Origin of the sequence: Streptococcus parasanguinis (assembly GCF_019929185.1) — a bacterium.
Lineage (GTDB): Bacteria > Bacillota > Bacilli > Lactobacillales > Streptococcaceae > Streptococcus > Streptococcus parasanguinis_O.
In genome coordinates, this window is sequence record NZ_JAHZPC010000007.1 from 58,139 (window position 1) to 76,420 (window position 18,282).

General features: G+C 35.7%; 15 protein-coding genes and 3 tRNA genes. 9 read left to right on the forward strand and 9 right to left on the reverse strand.

Annotated elements, in window-relative coordinates; genetic code table 11:
- Nucleotides 1–29: 29 nt before the first annotated feature.
- Both guaB and trpS read right to left on the reverse strand, forming a co-directional pair.
- On the reverse strand, nucleotides 30–1,511 hold the full coding sequence (gene guaB / locus K1I56_RS05900) for an IMP dehydrogenase (RefSeq protein WP_003009220.1): 1,482 nt from the start codon (nucleotides 1,509–1,511) through the stop codon (nucleotides 30–32).
- A gap of 142 nt (nucleotides 1,512–1,653) precedes the next feature.
- Nucleotides 1,654–2,682, reverse strand: coding sequence for a tryptophan--tRNA ligase (trpS, locus tag K1I56_RS05905; protein WP_021154159.1), 1,029 nt, complete (start codon nucleotides 2,680–2,682; stop codon nucleotides 1,654–1,656).
- 205 nt (nucleotides 2,683–2,887) lie between these two features.
- On the opposite strand from trpS, the gene K1I56_RS05910 reads away from it, so the two are divergent.
- Entirely contained in the window at nucleotides 2,888–4,513 is a 1,626-nt protein-coding gene (locus K1I56_RS05910) for an ABC-F family ATP-binding cassette domain-containing protein (protein WP_021154160.1), read from the forward strand.
- A 49-nt stretch (nucleotides 4,514–4,562) separates the two neighbouring features.
- Entirely contained in the window at nucleotides 4,563–7,130 is a 2,568-nt protein-coding gene (locus K1I56_RS05915) for a YfhO family protein (RefSeq protein ID WP_223325516.1), read from the forward strand.
- A 99-nt stretch (nucleotides 7,131–7,229) separates the two neighbouring features.
- Here K1I56_RS05915 and K1I56_RS05920 read toward each other — a convergent pair.
- The 6 genes from K1I56_RS05920 to rlmH all read right to left on the reverse strand — a co-directional run bounded on the left by K1I56_RS05920 (nucleotide 7,230) and on the right by rlmH (nucleotide 10,474).
- Nucleotides 7,230–7,303, reverse strand: a tRNA-Asn gene (locus tag K1I56_RS05920).
- An 8-nt stretch (nucleotides 7,304–7,311) separates the two neighbouring features.
- A tRNA-Glu gene (locus K1I56_RS05925) sits at nucleotides 7,312–7,383 on the reverse strand.
- Between the two features lie 50 nt (nucleotides 7,384–7,433).
- Entirely contained in the window at nucleotides 7,434–8,192 is a 759-nt protein-coding gene (locus tag K1I56_RS05930) for a response regulator transcription factor (protein ID WP_003009229.1), read from the reverse strand.
- The gene (locus K1I56_RS05935) at nucleotides 8,189–9,529 is read right to left on the reverse strand and encodes a sensor histidine kinase (protein WP_021154164.1); all 1,341 of its coding nucleotides are present in this window, start codon (nucleotides 9,527–9,529) and stop codon (nucleotides 8,189–8,191) included. The genes K1I56_RS05930 and K1I56_RS05935 overlap by 4 nt, the downstream gene beginning before the upstream one ends.
- Nucleotides 9,530–9,878: 349 nt before the next feature.
- Nucleotides 9,879–9,952 (reverse strand) — tRNA-Arg (locus tag K1I56_RS05940).
- Nucleotides 9,953–9,994: 42 nt separating this feature from the next.
- On the reverse strand, nucleotides 9,995–10,474 hold the full coding sequence (rlmH, locus tag K1I56_RS05945; RefSeq protein WP_021154165.1) for a 23S rRNA (pseudouridine(1915)-N(3))-methyltransferase RlmH: 480 nt from the start codon (nucleotides 10,472–10,474) through the stop codon (nucleotides 9,995–9,997).
- A 204-nt stretch (nucleotides 10,475–10,678) separates the two neighbouring features.
- Between rlmH and htrA the strand changes: the two genes are divergently transcribed.
- The 5 genes from htrA (at nucleotide 10,679) to K1I56_RS05970 (ending at nucleotide 15,819) form a co-directional block, all read left to right on the forward strand.
- Entirely contained in the window at nucleotides 10,679–11,860 is a 1,182-nt protein-coding gene (gene htrA, locus K1I56_RS05950) for a serine protease HtrA (RefSeq protein WP_223325517.1), read from the forward strand.
- Between the two features lie 71 nt (nucleotides 11,861–11,931).
- Complete coding sequence (locus K1I56_RS05955; protein ID WP_223325518.1) at nucleotides 11,932–12,693, forward strand: ParB/RepB/Spo0J family partition protein; 762 nt, start codon at nucleotides 11,932–11,934, stop codon at nucleotides 12,691–12,693.
- Between the two features lie 267 nt (nucleotides 12,694–12,960).
- The gene (gene dnaA / locus K1I56_RS05960) at nucleotides 12,961–14,319 is read left to right on the forward strand and encodes a chromosomal replication initiator protein DnaA (protein ID WP_223325519.1); all 1,359 of its coding nucleotides are present in this window, start codon (nucleotides 12,961–12,963) and stop codon (nucleotides 14,317–14,319) included.
- A 159-nt stretch (nucleotides 14,320–14,478) separates the two neighbouring features.
- Entirely contained in the window at nucleotides 14,479–15,615 is a 1,137-nt protein-coding gene (gene dnaN, locus K1I56_RS05965; RefSeq protein ID WP_223325520.1) for a DNA polymerase III subunit beta, read from the forward strand.
- A gap of 12 nt (nucleotides 15,616–15,627) precedes the next feature.
- Entirely contained in the window at nucleotides 15,628–15,819 is a 192-nt protein-coding gene (locus K1I56_RS05970) for a DUF951 domain-containing protein (protein WP_003002008.1), read from the forward strand.
- 35 nt (nucleotides 15,820–15,854) lie between these two features.
- Here the strand turns inward: K1I56_RS05970 and K1I56_RS05975 are convergent, their stop codons facing one another.
- Nucleotides 15,855–16,352, reverse strand: coding sequence for a DUF1307 domain-containing protein (locus K1I56_RS05975; protein ID WP_049495817.1), 498 nt, complete (start codon nucleotides 16,350–16,352; stop codon nucleotides 15,855–15,857).
- Between the two features lie 176 nt (nucleotides 16,353–16,528).
- Here K1I56_RS05975 and ychF point away from each other — a divergent pair, with 176 nt between their 5' ends.
- On the forward strand, nucleotides 16,529–17,644 hold the full coding sequence (ychF, locus tag K1I56_RS05980; protein WP_003009244.1) for a redox-regulated ATPase YchF: 1,116 nt from the start codon (nucleotides 16,529–16,531) through the stop codon (nucleotides 17,642–17,644).
- Nucleotides 17,645–17,712: 68 nt separating this feature from the next.
- Nucleotides 17,713–18,282, forward strand: coding sequence for an aminoacyl-tRNA hydrolase (pth, locus tag K1I56_RS05985; protein ID WP_049492782.1), 570 nt, complete (start codon nucleotides 17,713–17,715; stop codon nucleotides 18,280–18,282).

Here is an 18,282-nt window from a genome sequence, read left to right on the forward strand (position 1 = left end):
CTGTTGTTTTTATTTACAAAAGTGTAAATTTATTGTGCTGAGTAGTTAGGAGCCTCGTTTGTAATTTGCACATCATGAGGATGGCTTTCTTTCAATCCGGCACCACTCATTTCGACAAATTGTGCATGATCATGTAAATCTTGAATGGTTGCTGCACCAACATAACCCATACCTGAACGAATACCACCGATCATTTGGAAGACCATATCTGCTACAGAACCTTTATAAGCAACGCGTCCTTCAATTCCTTCAGGGACTAATTTATTGGCTTCATTGACAGATCCTTGGAAGTAACGGTCGCTAGAACCTTTCTTCATTGCTGCAATAGATCCCATACCACGGTATGTTTTAAACTTACGACCTTGGAAGATTTCTGTTTCACCTGGTGCTTCATCTGTACCTGCAAGCATTGAACCAAGCATTACTGCATTTCCACCAGCTGCGAGTGCTTTGACAATATCTCCTGAATACTTGATACCACCATCAGCAATGATCGTTTTTCCATATTCACGAGCTACAGCGGCTGCGTCATAAATAGCAGTCACTTGAGGAACACCAACCCCTGCAACAACACGAGTTGTACAGATTGATCCTGGACCAATTCCGACCTTAACTACGTCTACCCCTGCATCAAATAATGCACGAGCACCTTCAGCGGTTGCAATATTTCCTGCAATCAAGGTACGATCTGGGAAGTGAGCACGAATTTCTGCAATCTTACGAAGAACACCCGCAGAATGTCCATGAGCAGTATCGATGACAATTGCGTCTGCACCAGCTTCAAAAAGAGCTTCTGCACGTTCAAAAGTATCTGAAGTAACCCCTACGGCACCAGCCACAAGCAAACGACCAAATTCATCCTTAGCCGCATTTGGGAACTCAATAACTTTTTCAATATCTTTGATTGTAATCAAGCCAGAAAGACGACCATTTTCATCTACCAATGGTAATTTTTCAATACGGTGCTCTTGTAGAATGCGTTCAGCTGTTTCCAAATCAGTTCCAACCGGTGCAGTCACCAAATTTTCACTCGTCATATGATTTGAAATGGGTTGATTGTAATCAGAAATAAAACGCAAATCCCGGTTTGTAAGGATACCAACTAATTTACGATTTTCAAGTGTTTCAACAACAGGAACACCACTGATTCGATATCGTCCCATCAACTCATCTGCTTCTGCAATTGTATGAGACGGAGTCAAATAGAACGGATCAATGATAACTCCATTTTCAGAGCGTTTTACTTTGCGTACTTCATCTGCCTGTTGCTCAATTGACATGTTTTTATGGATAACACCAAGTCCACCAGCACGTGCCATTGCAATTGCCATTTGACTTTCAGTCACTGTGTCCATGGCAGCAGTAATGATTGGGATATTCAAGCGTAAATTACTTGCTAATTGTGTACTTAAATCTGCATCATTAGGCAATACGTGACTTTCTGCTGGAATCAAAAGCACGTCATCGAATGTAAACCCTTTTTTTAAAAACTTTGTGTCCCAATTAGACATTAGCTGGATCCTCTTTTCTTTTTATTTGAGCAAGGCTCGAATTTTTATTGTTAATATCATACCATTCTATGGCAATTTGTCAATCATTTATTGGTAAATTATCAATGAACAGTAAGAAATGTTCGCTTTTAATGAAGTCGTTTTATTTTTTAAAATAGGTAATTCCCATCGCTGATTTTACTTCATCCAATGTTTGAGCAGCTACATTTCGAGCACGCTCACTTCCTTTTTCAAGAATAGAGTAGACCTCACCCATATCCTTTGCAAATTCAAGGCGTCTTTCACGAATTGGTCTTAATTCACGATCTAAAATTTCTAAAAGATATCGTTTGGTCTTTACATCACCAAGTCCACCACGTTGATAATGTTCTTTCATTTCTGCAATTTCAGCTGAATCTTCTGGACGGCCAAATACATCCAGGTAATGAAACACCATATTGCCTTCGATTTTTCCTGGATCCTCTACTTTAATATGATCCGGATCGGTATACATACTCATCACTTTTTTCTTTAAAGTATCTGCATCATCAGCTAGGTAAATTCCATTATTCAATGATTTAGACATTTTAGCATTTCCATCTAAACCAGGTAAGCGCCCCGCTGCTTCATTTTCAGGATAAATTCCTTCCGGTTCCACCAAAGTATCTGTGTTGTATGCATGATTAAAGGAACGAACAATCTCACGAGTTTGCTCAATCATAGGCTTTTGATCATTTCCTACTGGAACAAAATTCGCTTTAAATGCTGTGATATCGGCTGCTTGTGAAATAGGGTATACCAAAAATCCTGTTGGAATACTCTCACCAAAACCTTTTTGAGAAATCTCGGTTTTTACAGTTGGATTCCTTTCAAGTCGCGCCAAAGATACTAGATTCATGTAATACATGGTCAATTCCGCTAATTCAGGAATCTGACTTTGAATGAAAATCGTAACTTTTTCAGGATCTAGTCCAGCTGCCAGATAATCCAAAGCAACATTACCAATAGATTCTACAATCGTTTTTGGATCTTTTGCATGGTCTGTCAAAGCTTGCTGGTCTGCTAGGAAAACAAACATATTATACTCATCTTTATTTTGCAACAAGACGCGATTTTTTAAAGAACCAACATAGTGGCCAATATGGAGTTTTCCTGTCGGTCTATCTCCTGTCAGAATGATGGGTTTTGTCATACTCTTCTCCTTAATCGTTATCCCTATCATTATAGCACTTTCTAGTTGAAAATGTTAGTCTATCCTCTATGTTTGTAAGGAATTAACACTTTACTAAACTGTCAATTTCGTTTACATCATTGTAAAAACAAATTGACAGTAAAAAAGTTGAATTTTCCCCTATTTTCTAGTAAAATGAAGACATTATAGAAAGAGGAGAAAATCATTGCTTACAGTATCAGACGTCTCACTACGTTTTAGTGATCGAAAATTGTTTGACGATGTCAATATCAACTTTACAGAAGGAAATACATACGGTCTCATCGGTGCCAACGGTGCTGGAAAGTCAACCTTTTTAAAAATTTTAGCTGGAGATATTGAACCAACAACTGGTCATATTTCTCTTGGCCCTGATGAACGTTTGTCTGTTTTGCGTCAAAATCACTTTGACTACGAAGACGAGCGGGTCATCGATGTTGTCATTATGGGAAATGAAAAGCTCTACAACATTATGAAAGAAAAAAATGCTATCTACATGAAAGAAGATTTCTCTGATGAAGATGGTGTCCGTGCAGCTGAACTTGAAGGTGAATTTGCCGAACTTGGTGGATGGGAAGCAGAAAGTGAAGCATCTCAATTGCTTCAAAATCTAAATATTTCAGAAGACCTTCATTATCAAACTATGAGCGAGTTAGCCAATGGGGATAAAGTGAAAGTTCTCTTAGCTAAAGCCCTTTTTGGTAAACCAGATGTCCTTCTTTTGGACGAGCCGACCAATGGATTGGATATTCAATCCATTACCTGGTTAGAAGATTTTCTGATTGATTTTGAAAATACGGTTATCGTTGTATCCCATGACCGCCACTTTTTGAATAAAGTCTGCACCCATATGGCGGATCTCGACTTTGGAAAAATCAAACTTTACGTCGGGAACTATGATTTCTGGAAAGAATCTTCTGAACTTGCAGCAAAATTACAAGCAGATAGAAATGCAAAAGCTGAAGAAAAAATTAAACAATTACAAGAGTTTGTCGCACGTTTCTCAGCCAACGCTTCAAAATCAAAACAAGCAACTTCGCGTAAAAAAATGCTTGACAAGATTGAACTTGAAGAAATTGTTCCATCTAGTCGGAAGTACCCATTCATCAACTTTAAGGCAGAACGAGAAATTGGTAACGATCTCTTGACAGTTGAAAATCTTTCTGTCAAGATTGATGGAGAAACCATCCTTGACAATATCAGCTTTATCTTACGTCCTGGTGACAAAACCGCCCTTATCGGACAGAACGATATTCAAACAACCGCTTTGATCCGTGCATTGATGGATGATATTGAATATGAAGGAACTGTCAAGTGGGGAGTTACAACTAGTCGATCATATCTACCAAAAGACAACAGTCGTGATTTTGCAGGTGGTGAAAGTATTCTCGATTGGCTTCGTCAATTTGCAAGTAAAGAAGAAGATGACAATACTTTCCTTCGTGGTTTCTTAGGACGTATGCTCTTTTCGGGTGACGAAGTTAACAAGTCTGTCAACGTCTTGTCAGGGGGAGAAAAAGTTCGTGTCATGTTGTCTAAATTGATGCTCCTCAAGTCAAATGTTCTTGTACTGGATGATCCAACCAATCACTTGGATTTGGAGTCTATCTCAAGTTTGAATGATGGATTGAAGAATTTTAAAGAATCGATTATCTTTGCCAGCCATGACCACGAATTCATTCAAACACTCGCCAACCATATTATCGTTCTTTCAAAAAACGGCGTAATCGATCGTATTGATGAAACCTATGATGAGTTTCTTGAAAATGAAGAAGTTCAAGCAAAAGTGAAAGAACTTTGGAGCCAATCATAAAAATAAAGAGCCCTGAAATCATTATTTCAGGCTCTTTCAGTAGAAATATATGAATAAAACAAAGCTAAAAACATCCCTTTTTATAGTATCTTCTTTCCTGATTCCGGCTATCATGATGTTCTTTATTTACCTCTCACAAGGAATCTACTGGAACAGTGATACATCCCCCTTATTAGGAGATGGTTATCATCAGTATGTCATTTTTGATACCACACTTCGAAATATTTTACACGGGACAGATAGCCTATTTTACAGTTTTCAAAGTGGATTAGGCATTAATTTCTATGCACTCAGTAGTTATTATCTAGGAAGTTTCTTTTCTCCTCTTGTCTACTTCTTTAATGCACAATCCATGCCAGATGCTGTTTACCTCATCACTCTTCTTAAATTTGGAGCTATTGGCTTAAGCACTTATATTAGTTTACATGGAATGTTTTCTAAAATTCCTAGATCCCTGGTTCTTACCCTTTCAACATCATTTGCTCTTATGAGCTTTGCTATCAGCCAAATTGAAATTAAAACTTGGCTAGATGTTTTTATCCTAGCACCATTAATTCTTTATGGATTTAAAAAACTCATTTACAATGAGGGAGAGATTCTCTACTTTATCAGCTTAACCAGCTTGTTTATCCAAAATTATTATTTTGGGTTTATGATGTCTATTTTTCTTATTTTATGGTACTTGACACAACTGTCATGGGACATCAAAGGAATTGGAAAACGCTTCTTTCATTTTGTGATTGTATCTCTTTTATCAGTTATAACAAGCCTTGTGATGTTATTTCCAACCTTCTTAGATTTACGCACTCATGGAGAAAGTTTTTCAAAGGTTGACAGTATCTTTACAGAAAAAAGTTGGTATCTTGACGTATTTGCAAAAAATTTCATTGGAAGTTTTGACACTACTAAATATGGATCAATTCCAATGATCTACGTGGGATTATTTCCACTTCTTTTAGCGATTACCTTTTTCTTTGTAAAGTCGATCAAGTTTCACGTGAAACTTTCTTACTTTATACTCTTGACCATTCTTATTTTGAGTTTTCGTTTTCAATTATTAGATCTCCTTTGGCAAGGTATGCACGCGCCGAATATGTTTCTTCATCGATACTCTTGGATCTTTTCTTTGACGATTATTCTGATGGCAGGAGAAGTACTAAATCGAATAGAGGAGATCACTTGGATTCGTTTTAGTCTTGCTAATTTCCTCCTTATTCTAGGATTTGGAGCAACTGTCCTTTACAGCAGTCACTATAAATTTTTAGATGCTGTCAATTTTATTGTTACTTTTGAATTTTTAATTGCTTTCTATTTGGTCTGTTTAGGGTTTATCCTAAAAAAGATACCGCCTAGACTTTTCTATCTTTCGATCCTGTTTTTCTCCATCTTTGAATTATCGGTGAATAGTTATTATCAAATGGAAGGAATTGCGAATGAATGGGTATTTGCTTCTCGGTCATCCTACGAACGAGACTTAAAAGCCATCCAATCCTTAGTAAAAGAGAAGACAGACTCTAATTATCGGACTGAGATTTTACAGCCACAAACGGGCAATGATAGCATGAAGTATGGTTATAATGGAATTTCTCAATTTTCATCTGTACGAAATACGGATGCTAGCTCGACATTGGACAAACTAGGATTTAAATCTGAAGGAACCAACCTCAATCTTCGATACCAAAACAATTCTATTTTAATGGATAGTCTATTTGGTGTTCGCTATAATTTAAGCCAACAACCTGTTCAAAAATTTGGATTTAAAGAGATTGCAACCAAAAATGGAGTCTCACTTTCAGAAAACGAATATGCCTTACCAATCGCCTTTCTGTCAGCAAAACCTTATAAAAATACTTCCTTTACGAATTTGACACTGGATAATCAGACACGATTCATCCATCAAATCACAGATGAAAAATATAAATTTTATAAGAAATTAAATATTCTCTCGCCTACTTCACAAAATACTACATCTTCGTTGCAAACTGCAAAAATTGAAGAAGATAGTCATCTTTCCTACGCAAGTATTCAATATGAAGTAACGGTTCCTGCCCATAGCCAACTATATGTCAATGTTCCAAATTTACAATTTTCAAACGATGATCGAAAAGATATTGAAATCAGCTACAATGGACAGACTCAACGCTATACCATTGATAATGCCTTTCCATTCTTTTCGATTGGCCATTTTGACACAGAGGAAACAGTTACTATTCGTATGAGTTTTCCAGAAAATTCGACAGTCTCTTTTGATACACCAGAATTTTTTGCTCTGGATCTTGACCAATACACACAAGCTATCGCTAGCATTCGTCAGCAAGAAGTTGCTATTCACAAAAAGAAAAACAAATTGGTAGCAGCCTATAACGCAAATAGAGACACTACCCTTATTTTTACACTCCCTTATGATAAAGGCTGGTCAGCTAAACAAAATGGAAAACCTATCAAAATTCATCGCATCCAGAAAGGATTAATGGGAGTTCGTGTTTCAAAAGGATCCGGAACAGTCACCTTAACATTTGTTCCCCAAGGCTTCATTGAAGGACTCATTGCCTTTTTCGTTGGAATCATTCTCTTTTTCCTCTACGAATGGAGACAAATAAAAAGACGAAAAAGTTAAGGAATCTAACCATCGGTTCACTTATAAATAAAAGGCTAGGATAGTCATTATCCTAGCCTTTTTCAAAACAAAAAAACACCCAAATGGGTGCTATACTAGCTCCGCCAGTAGGACTCGAACCTACGACATCATGATTAACAGTCATGCGCTACTACCAACTGAGCTATGGCGGAATGAGATATAGTCCGTACGGGATTCGAACCCGTGTTACCGCCGTGAAAAGGCGGTGTCTTAACCCCTTGACCAACGGACCATATATTCATTAACAGAACATATCCCATTATATCAAAATTTAACTAATTGTCAAGCACTAAATTCTAAATTTTGCTCTTCAATTAATTTTTTGGCACGTTTGATATTGCTTCTTGAGATTGGACAAGAATAGCCTTCTTTCAACAGTAGCTGTTTCTTTTTCTTATCCATTCCAATGATCATACTTCTATTCACGATAAAAGATTGATGGGGACTGAAATATCTCTCCTCCACATCTTTCTCCAAGACATCTGATAAACTTCCCGCAATTTCTTTTTGAAAATTTTTCCCAACTAAGTTTAATTTATAAGCCGAACCAACAGTTTCAATATAAAGAATATCCTTAAATGGAATTTTTATCTTTTTATCCTTAAAGTCATACTCAAAATAATCTGTCAAATCATCATTTCCAATTTGAATAGTCGTTAGGTACTCAATACACTCCTTAATTTTTAATCTAAATAAATCTTCATTCAAATTTTTATCAATAAAATCTAAGGCAGATACTTTATAACGATAGGTAATCGAAGCGAATTCTGATTTTGTAGTAATAAAAACAATAATGGCATAAGGATTTGCTTCTCGTATTTTTTGAGCAATTTCCAGCCCACAATACTCATTGTCTTGGATATGAATATCTAGAAAATATAATTGGTGGATATCCGAATGCTGGATATAATTTTCAAATTCCGAAATTTTACCGGTAGAAATCACTTCAAGTTTAATTTCTAATTCCTTAGCAATTTCTGCAATATGTTTTTCTACCCGTATCTGTTGAGAGAGCTCATCTTCTAATAAAAAAATCTTCATTCTTGTTCGTATCCTCCAATCTTCAAAACTTGTAAAAAACGATTTCCTTGCAATTCCGTTTCTAAAAACATCGTTCCATAATTTGCTAAGATTTTTCTCACATTATTTAATCCTAGTCCTCTATTTTCTCCTTTTGTCGAATAGCCTTCTTCATATATTTTTCTAATATCAAAAGTGATTTCATTTGTTGTATTATGAATCACTAAGTAAACAATTTTTGAAATAGAGAAAATAGCAATATGAACTTTCTTTTCTTCTGCTTCTTTTGAAGCTTCCAAAGCGTTTGTCACTAGAATCCCAACGATTCTCACGATATCTAATAAATCAACTGGTAGTTGCTCGATTGGTTCACTCGTTTCAAAGGTCATTTCTACCCCAGCATCTCTTGCATCCAACCAGCCTCGAATCAAAATACTTCGTAAAGCAGAATCTTTGATATTGACCAAGTTGAATCCTGATAATGCTTCTGTATTGATCTCTTTATAACCTTTTTCCAATACTTCTCTATGGATTCTCTGTATTTCTGGAATATTTTCTTCCTCAATGGCTAACGACATAGAAATAACTAAATTTCCCAAATCATGACGAAATCCCCTGACAATAGAATAGAGACTTTGAATTTCAGCCATATACCGACTCATTTGTTGCTCAGAAAATTCTTTATACTCCAGTTCTAAATTTTTACGATACTGATCTCGCTCGATTTTCATATGGAATAAGCTGACTACAAAAGAGAAAAAACAAATCGTTGCCAACATACTCCCAAAATTTTTATATTGCGCTTGTTCACTAATCCATAAAGCAAAATTAATCACTACAAATATAGCAAAATAGACACAGATGAGTCTCTTTAAATATTTTTCAAATTCTTTCTCATAAAAAGGAGTGAAATCAAATTCAAATAGGTCAATTAACTTCAAAATGATTCCTAAAGAAATCAAACGAATGCACATATTGTAGACAATCGAGTAAGCTGCTACAACAGCATCCCCCAATACTGAAGAGACAATTATCGTCAGAAAAGTTGCTGTTCCTTCAACCGCTAAATAAGTAAAAAAAGAATAAAAAATGGCGCACAAGCGATTCGTCCGATTGGCATAATGATAATAAGGATATAAATAAACCGGCCATAAGAGCATATTTAAATCAGAGAGTCGAATATTTGAAAATAAAGTCACATCTAAAAATACTAAGAGACTTTCAAAAAGAAGAACAAAGGTGCTCAGCAGAAAGATAAATGCAAATTGATGTTCCTGATAGATTTTTTCGTCCACTAATGCAAACGTCAGAACAATGATCCCTCCCAAGAGAAAAGACAAGATTAATGACTGAATCACACAAACTCTCCCACTTTGTTTTTTCTATTTTATTATACTCTAGTATTATTATAAAAAAATAAAATTTTATATACAAAAAATTATAATATAAAATAGCCTAAAATTAAAGGGAATAGGTAAAATTGTAATGTTTTTAATGTTTTTGTTACATGAATGAAAACTATTTTACACAATTTATATAATCTACACTTTGCACTATATAGGGATTGTTAGTTCTTTTTTAAAATATTCCTAATAAATCATTTCATCACTATTAATCTATAGCAAAGTATACAAAAATTAATAGAAAATGAAAATTTATACATTTTAACATAAAAGAAAAGATGCAGCAAAAGCTGCATCTCTCATTTGATCCCAGCAGGATTCGAACCTGCGACCGTTCGCTTAGAAGGCGAATGCTCTATCCAGCTGAGCTATGAGACCGAACTTACTTCATTTTAGCAGAAAAAGGAAGGAGCGTCAAGGTTATTTATGGTAAGGACTCCCCTGTTGAATCATGAAAGCACGATAGATTTGTTCCACCAACACTAATTTCATCAACTGATGAGGAAGAGTTAATTGACCAAAGCTCATTAATAGATTTCCTCTTTTTTTCACTTCAGGAGACAGACCAAGACTGCCTCCAATAACAAAAGTAAGGTTTGAATAACCAGATGTCATAATCTGGTCAATCGTTTGACTAAATTTATCTGAAGGAAATTGTTTTCCTTCGATGGCTAATACAATCACATATTCCTTATCTGAAATCTTAGAGAGAATTCGTTGTCCCTCTTTTTCAAGGATTTGTTGATTTTCGAGTTGACTGGCACGATCTGGAGTTTTTTCATCAACTAACTCAACCTGTTCTACTTTTGCAAATCGACCAAGCCTTTTAATATACTCCGCGATCCCATCTTTTAAGTATTTTTCTTTTAATTTTCCAACGGTTATCAATTTAATTTTCATTCCCCTATTGTAGCATAATTCTTCAATTCCACAAATAATCCACAGCTATAGAAAGGAAATCTATTCTATAAAGTCCTTTTTAAAGCCATTTCTCAACTAAATTCTACAAGTTATCCACAATTTGTGGATAACTTTAGTTATTTAAGATATAATTAAGAAAGTTTTTCTATACTCTAGACAATTTGATATCCTTAGGAGGAAAATATGAAATCTTCATCTAATTTACTGAAAAAAGTTGGAAACATAGCCCTCATTTTTGTTGTAGGTTTTCTAGGTGGTATTCTTGGAACCTTTTTAACCTTACAAACATCTCATTCTTCTACTTCAAATACTGAAAGTAAGCAAGTCCACTCAACCACTGTTAAAACAGCTTATAAAAATACAACCTCAACTAGTGAGGCCGTAGACAAGGTGAAAAATGCTGTAGTTTCTGTGATTACTTATTCTGATTCTTCGAATCAAGGGTTATTTGAAAAAGAAGAAAACTCTGACTCACAAATTTCTAGTGAAGGTTCTGGGGTCATTTATAAAAAAGAAGGAAAATATGCCTACCTTGTTACCAACACCCATGTGATCAATGGTGCTAAAAAAGTAGATATTCTTTTAGCAGATGGGAATAAAGTCCCCGGAGAAGTAGTTGGGTCAGATGTCTATTCTGATATTGCAGTCGTTCGTATTAGTGCGGATAAAGCAAAGGCAGTAGCTGAATTCGGAGATTCAAACCAATTAACAGTCGGTGAGACTGCAATTGCAATTGGTAGCCCTCTTGGAACAGATTATGCTAATTCTGTTACCCAAGGAATTATTTCCAGCCAAGGCCGCAATGTGAAATTGAAAGCCGATAATGGACAAAATATCTCTACACGCGCCCTACAAACAGACGCAGCCATCAACCCAGGAAACTCTGGAGGTCCATTAATCAATATTCAAGGACAAGTCATTGGAATTACCTCAAGTAAAATTTCAAATAACGGACAAACTTCAGTAGAAGGAATGGGATTTGCAATTCCTGCAAATGATGTTGTCAATATTATCAAGCAACTAGAAGAAAAAGGAAAAGTAGTTCGACCAGCTCTTGGAATCCAAATGATGGATTTATCCAACCTTTCAACTTCTGATTTAAGCCAATTAAAACTTCCTGAAAAAATCTCTGGAGGAGTACTGGTTCGTTCAACACTTGAAAATATGCCTGCTTCAGATAAATTGCAACGTTATGATGTCATCACAAAGATCGATGATACAACTATCGAGTCAACTGCGGATTTACAATCCGCCCTCTATTCTCACCAAATCAATGATACGATCAAGGTCACATTCTATCGTGATGGAAAACAACAAACAACTTCTATCAAGTTGACAAAATCAACTGAGGATCTGAGCGATTAACTTTCACTTTCTTGACATACTTGTAAACACACCTTTACGAATTTGTAAAGGTGTGTTATTCTATTCATAAGATGGAAAAATTAGAAAAAATAGCGGTAAAGGACATTCGAACCAATCCTTTCCAACCAAGAAAAGTATTTGATCAAGAAAAATTAGAAGAACTGGCTCAGTCAATCAAAGAAAATGGCTTAATTCAACCCATTATTGTCAGAAAATCTCCAATAATTGGTTTTGAATTGCTTGCAGGTGAAAGACGTTTTAGAGCTTCAAAAATTGCTGGATTAGAGCTTGTTCCTGCGATTATTAAAGAGTTAACAGATCAAGAAATGATGCGACAAGCCATTATTGAAAATCTTCAACGAGAAGATCTCAATCCAATTGAAGAAGCTATCTCCTACCAGAAGCTCGTTGATCATGGCTATAAGCACGACCAAATCGCTCAATTTATGGGAAAATCTAGACCCTATATCAGCAATATGCTTCGCTTGTTACATCTAGCTCCCTCTGTTCAAGAAGCTGTGATTCAACATGATATTTCTTCGGCTCACGCGCGTGTTCTTGTTCCTCTTGATGAAGAAGAGCAGCGCTTTTGGTTGGAGCGAATCAAACAGGATCATTTAAATGTTCGAACATTAGAAAGCAAGATCAGTTCAAAAAGAAAACAGAAAAATAAAAAAGCAAAAGAGAGCTTCCTACTAGAAGAGGAACAACGATTGAAAAAAATATTAGGAACAGATGTGACGATACACTCCTCTTCTCAAAATAAAGGAACTATCCAAATTTCTTTTTCCAGTCTTGATGAATACCAACGAATTATCAACAGCCTCAAATAAGGCTGTTATTTTTATTTTTTGTATTGACAAGCTTTTCCACCATAAAAATCTTTTGTAAATAGCAGAAAAATAAGGATATTCTCTAGTTATCCCCACTTTGTGGATAACTTTTTAAAACAATGTGAATTTAAATTCACAACTTGTGGAAAAGTTTAAAACTATAATTTAATTTCATGAAATTTAGCCTGTGGAAAACTATTTTTGTTTGTGGTAGAATAGGAGTACGTATGATTTGATACAATTCAAGAAAAGGAGGGAAGTCTGATAGTGTCACAAGAAGAGCAATTTTGGTCTCGTTTTTTAGAATTAGCCCAATTACAACTAAAAGATAGTGCCTATGATTTTTTTGTCGCCGATTCAAAATTAGTCAAAATCGAGGGAGAGACAGCTACCATTTATCTCGATGGGAATTATAAAGAATTATTTTGGGAAACAAATCTAAAAAATGCTTTGATCACAGCCAGCTTTGAAGTCTACAATACAGATTTGAAGTTCCATTTCGTTTTTGAAGATACCGAAGAAATTCCTAGTAGTCATAGCAGTGAGAGTAGGAGATTATCTTCAGGTAGCTTAACAACCGAACCGTTGCCTAAAATTGATACAGGTCTGAAATCAAAGTACACCTTTGATAATTTTGTGCAAGGGGATGGAAATATTTGGGCGAAAGCAGCAGCGCTTGCAGTTTCTGAAAATCTTGCAACAACTTACAACCCTCTCTTTATCTATGGTGGACCAGGGCTTGGAAAGACTCACCTATTGAACGCAATTGGAAATCAAATCCTAGAAAATATTCCAAACGCACGGGTTAAGTATGTCCCAGCAGAAACCTTTATTAATGAATTTTTAGAACACCTTCGATTAGGAGAAATGAAGACGTTCAAGAATACCTATCGAAGTCTTGATCTCTTACTGATCGATGATATCCAGTCACTCGGCGGGAAAAAAGTCACGACTCAAGAGGAATTCTTTAATACCTTTAATGCCCTCCATAGCGACAACAAACAGATTGTTCTAACAAGCGATCGAAGTCCGGATCATTTAGACAGTCTTGAAGAGCGGCTGGTTACTCGTTTCAAATGGGGACTAACGCAAAATATAACACCACCTGATTTTGAAACTCGGATTGCCATCTTACGGAATAAAATTGAAGATCTAGACTATATTTTTCCTAATGACACACTAGAATATCTAGCTGGTCAGTTTGATTCAAATGTCCGAGACTTAGAAGGTGCCTTAAATGATATTTCTTTAATGGCGAAGGTGAAGAAACTAAAAGAAATTACGATCGATGTTGCAGCTGAAGCTATTCGAGCTCGTAAAAATGATAATAGCAAGACGCTTGTCATCCCCATTGAAAAAATTCAGGAAGCAGTTGGAGCCTTTTATGGAGTCAGTGTAAAAGAAATCAAAGGTTCGCGAAGAGTTCAGAATATTGTCCTAGCACGACAAGTGGCTATGTATCTTTCAAGAGAGATGACGGACAACTCACTTCCTCGAATCGGAAAAGAATTCGGTGGGAAAGACCACACGACTGTCATTCATGCCTATGAAAAAATTAAAAGTATGGTCGACACAGATGATAATCTACGACTCGAAATTCAAAGTATCAAGAAAAAGTTAAATTAATCTGTGGATAACTTCCTCTTAACTTCTAGGGGTTATGCACAATTTTTAAACAAGTAACTTTTTAAGTCATAGACAGGATTCTGAGACTTTTCCACAACTTCCACACAATCTACTATTACTATTAACTTACTAATCATAAAATAAATAAAAGGAATGACCATGATAAATTTCTCTATTAACAAAACTTTATTTTTACAAGCACTAAATACTACCAAAAGAGCAATTAGTTCAAAAAATGCTATCCCAATTCTTTCCACGATTAAAATTGATGTCACTCCAGAAGGAGTTGCCTTATCTGGATCGAATGGCCAAATTTCAATTGAAAACTTTATTTCTATCAAAGATGAAAATGCTGGTTTATTGGTGACCTCTCCAGGTTCTATTTTATTAGAAGCAACTTTCTTTATTAATGTGGTTTCAAGTTTACCAGATGTTACTTTAGATTTTAAAGAGATTGAACAAAAACAGGTTCTTTTAACAAGTGGAAAATCAGAAATTACACTTAAAGGAAAAGATGCAGATCAATATCCACGTATTCAAGAAATTGCTGCAAGTAATCCATTAGTTTTGGAAACAAAATTATTAAAACAATTAATTAATGAAACAGCATTTGCAGCAAGTGTACAAGAAAGTCGCCCAATTTTGACAGGTGTTCACTTTGTTTTATCGGATAATAAAGAGCTAAAAACAGTAGCAACAGACTCTCACCGTATGAGTCAAAAAGTGATTACACTGGAGAAAAATGGAGACAACTTTGATGTTGTCATCCCAAGTCGCTCTCTTCGTGAATTCACCTCTGTCTTTTCTGATGATATTGAAACAGTTGAAGTTTTCTTTGCTAACAATCAAATTCTCTTTAGAAGTGAACACATTAGTTTTTATACCCGTTTGCTAGAAGGAAATTATCCTGATACAGACCGTCTCATTCCAACAGAATTCAATACAGAAGCAACCTTCAATGTGGCCAACCTTCGATTTGCAATGGAGCGTGCTCGTCTTCTTTCAAATGCGACTCAAAACGGAACGGTTAAATTAGAGTTCAAAAATGGAGTAGTTTCTTCTCACGTTCATTCACCAGAAGTTGGGCGAGTAAATGAAGAGATCGATACGAGCGCCGTTTCAGGAGAGGATTTGTCTATTAGCTTTAATCCAACTTATTTGATTGAATCGCTCAAAGCTATTGACAGTGAACAAGTTGTTATTCGTTTTATTTCTTCTGTTAGACCATTTACATTGGTTCCAGAAGGAAATGAACAAGGGTTCATTCAATTGATTACGCCAGTTCGCACAAATTAACAAAGGTGAATCATGTATACGTTAGGTGATTTTGTAGAAATGAAAAAGCCCCACGCTTGTGTGATTAAAGAAACAGGTAAGAAGGCAAATCGTTGGGAAATTACGCGACTTGGTGCAGACATAAAAATCAAGTGTAGCAATTGTGATCATGTGGTCATGATGAGTCGCCATGATTTTGAACAGAAAATGAAGAAAGTACTTTAAAAGGTTCAGTCACTTATGTGACCGAACCTTTTCGATTATTTTAATTCTTCAAATTTTCCATTTTTAACTTCTTTGAAACCACCCTGTTTCATCATATCAAAAGTTGATTTAAAGCTGATATAGTCGACTTTTTTATCTTTTTGTGTCATTACTAATTTCTTTTCAATTAGCTGATCTAAGTCTGCCTTTTCATAATTTAGTGTTGTTTTTTCAACCATATAATCATCTTTGTATTCAGCAGAATGTGTGAATCCTTTGACATCCTTGTATTCTTCATCATATTTATCGATCATTTCCTTTAATTGATCTTTCGTAACTCCCGCCTCTTTGTAATAAATAGTAGTGGTGGTTTGGTTACTGATCGCTTTATCACCTTTATGTTCTAGTGTAATACGAACATCTGTTTTCTTTTCTTGGTTGATTGCCTGAAGATAGGATTTTTGAACAGATTGTTGTCCACAAGCTCCAAGAAGAAAGAGAGTAAAGATAGCGATTAAAGAAAGAAAAATAGATTTCCATGTTTGTTTTTTCATCTGAAAAACTCCTTTGTTCATTGTTAAATATAGTATACCATTTTTATCTTTTTAGAACGTTACAGTTTGATGAAAAATCTAGTTTCAAAGGTGATGAAATATTTCATTTTTCATCACTTGTCTTTTGAATTATGTTATAATAAAAGAGATTGAAATTTGAACGGAGAAAAAGAAAAATGGCATTAACAGCAGGTATCGTTGGCTTACCAAACGTTGGTAAATCAACCCTATTTAACGCAATTACAAAAGCAGGAGCAGAGGCCGCAAACTATCCCTTTGCGACCATTGATCCAAACGTCGGGATGGTAGAAGTTCCAGATGAACGCCTCCAAAAATTGACGGAAATGATTACTCCTAAGAAGACAGTTCCGACTACTTTTGAATTTACAGATATTGCTGGGATTGTGAAAGGAGCTTCTAAAGGGGAAGGACTTGGTAATAAATTCTTGGCCAACATCCGTGAAGTAGATGCCATTGTCCATGTAGTGCGTGCTTTTGATGATGAAAATGTCATGCGGGAGCAAGGTCGTGAAGATGCCTTTGTTGATCCACTAGCAGATATTGATACCATCAATTTAGAATTAATTTTAGCTGACTTAGAGTCTGTCAATAAACGCTATGCGCGTGTAGAAAAAATCGCTCGTACACAAAAAGATAAGGATTCTGTTGCGGAATTTAATGTTCTACAAAAAATCAAACCAGTTCTTGAAGATGGTAAATCAGCTCGGACCATTGAATTCACTGAGGAAGAACAAAAAGTGGTGAAAGGACTTTTCCTTTTGACTACCAAACCAGTTCTTTATGTAGCCAATGTGGATGAAGATGTTGTTGCAGATCCAGATTCTATTGACTATGTGAAGCAAATTCGTGACTTTGCGGCAACAGAGAATGCGGAAGTCGTGGTGATTTCTGCGCGTGCTGAGGAAGAAATTTCTGAGCTAGATGATGCAGATAAACAAGAATTTTTAGAGGCGATTGGCCTAACAGAGTCTGGAGTTGATAAACTCACGCGTGCAGCTTACCACTTGTTGGGACTTGGCACTTATTTCACAGCTGGTGAAAAAGAAGTGCGTGCTTGGACCTTCAAACGTGGCATGAAAGCTCCTCAAGCAGCTGGAATCATCCACTCTGATTTTGAAAAAGGATTTATTCGTGCCGTGACCATGTCCTATGATGATTTGGTCAAATACGGTTCTGAAAAGGCTGTAAAAGAAGCAGGACGCTTGCGCGAAGAAGGAAAAGAATATGTTGTCCAAGACGGGGACATCATGGAATTCCGTTTTAATGTATAAGAGAGTTAAAAAAATGTAAAGGTTGGAAAAAATATTTCCAACCCTTTTAGTGTTTTGAAAGGAAAGAGATGACGAAATTAATTGTTGGATTGGGAAATCCAGGTGATAAGTATTTTGAAACCAAACACAATGTAGGCTTTATGTTAGTTGATCAAATGGCAAAGTCTTTAAATCTTACTTTCTCCCATGATAAAATTTTTCAAGCTGATATTGCCTCAACATTTTTAAATGGCGAAAAGGTCTATTTTGTAAAGCCAACCACTTTCATGAATGAGAGTGGAAAAGCAGTCCATGCCCTTCTGACTTATTATGGTCTGGATATTGAAGATCTTTTGGTTATTTACGATGATTTAGATATGGAAGTTGGCAAGATTCGTCTTCGAGCTAAAGGATCAGCTGGAGGTCATAACGGAATCAAATCGATTATCAATCATATTGGAACTCAGACTTTTTATCGAATTAAGATTGGAATTGGAAGACCTAAGCAGGGCATGTCAGTTGTTCATCATGTCTTAGGAAAATTTGATAAAGACGATTACATCACTATTCTACAAACAATTGATCGAGTAGAGGAAGCGGTTAACGATTACTTGGTAGAAGAAAATTTTGAAAGAATCATGCAGAAATACAACGGGTAA

Bases quoted from the DNA above. Each gene is read 5' to 3' on its own strand.
- trpS (WP_021154159.1), bottom strand. From the start codon at position 2,682: ATGACAAAACCCATCATTCTGACAGGAGATAGACCGACAGGAAAACTC.
- K1I56_RS05955 (WP_223325518.1), top strand. From the start codon at position 11,932: ATGGAAAAATTAGAAAAAATAGCGGTAAAGGACATTCGAACCAATCCT.
- rlmH (WP_021154165.1), bottom strand. From the start codon at position 10,474: ATGAAAATTAAATTGATAACCGTTGGAAAATTAAAAGAAAAATACTTA.
- K1I56_RS05975 (WP_049495817.1), bottom strand. From the start codon at position 16,352: ATGAAAAAACAAACATGGAAATCTATTTTTCTTTCTTTAATCGCTATC.
- dnaN (WP_223325520.1), top strand. From the start codon at position 14,479: ATGATAAATTTCTCTATTAACAAAACTTTATTTTTACAAGCACTAAAT.
- K1I56_RS05930 (WP_003009229.1), bottom strand. From the start codon at position 8,192: ATGAAGATTTTTTTATTAGAAGATGAGCTCTCTCAACAGATACGGGTA.
- pth (WP_049492782.1), top strand. From the start codon at position 17,713: ATGACGAAATTAATTGTTGGATTGGGAAATCCAGGTGATAAGTATTTT.
- guaB (WP_003009220.1), bottom strand. From the start codon at position 1,511: ATGTCTAATTGGGACACAAAGTTTTTAAAAAAAGGGTTTACATTCGAT.
- K1I56_RS05915 (WP_223325516.1), top strand. From the start codon at position 4,563: ATGAATAAAACAAAGCTAAAAACATCCCTTTTTATAGTATCTTCTTTC.
- htrA (WP_223325517.1), top strand. From the start codon at position 10,679: ATGAAATCTTCATCTAATTTACTGAAAAAAGTTGGAAACATAGCCCTC.
- K1I56_RS05970 (WP_003002008.1), top strand. From the start codon at position 15,628: ATGTATACGTTAGGTGATTTTGTAGAAATGAAAAAGCCCCACGCTTGT.
- ychF (WP_003009244.1), top strand. From the start codon at position 16,529: ATGGCATTAACAGCAGGTATCGTTGGCTTACCAAACGTTGGTAAATCA.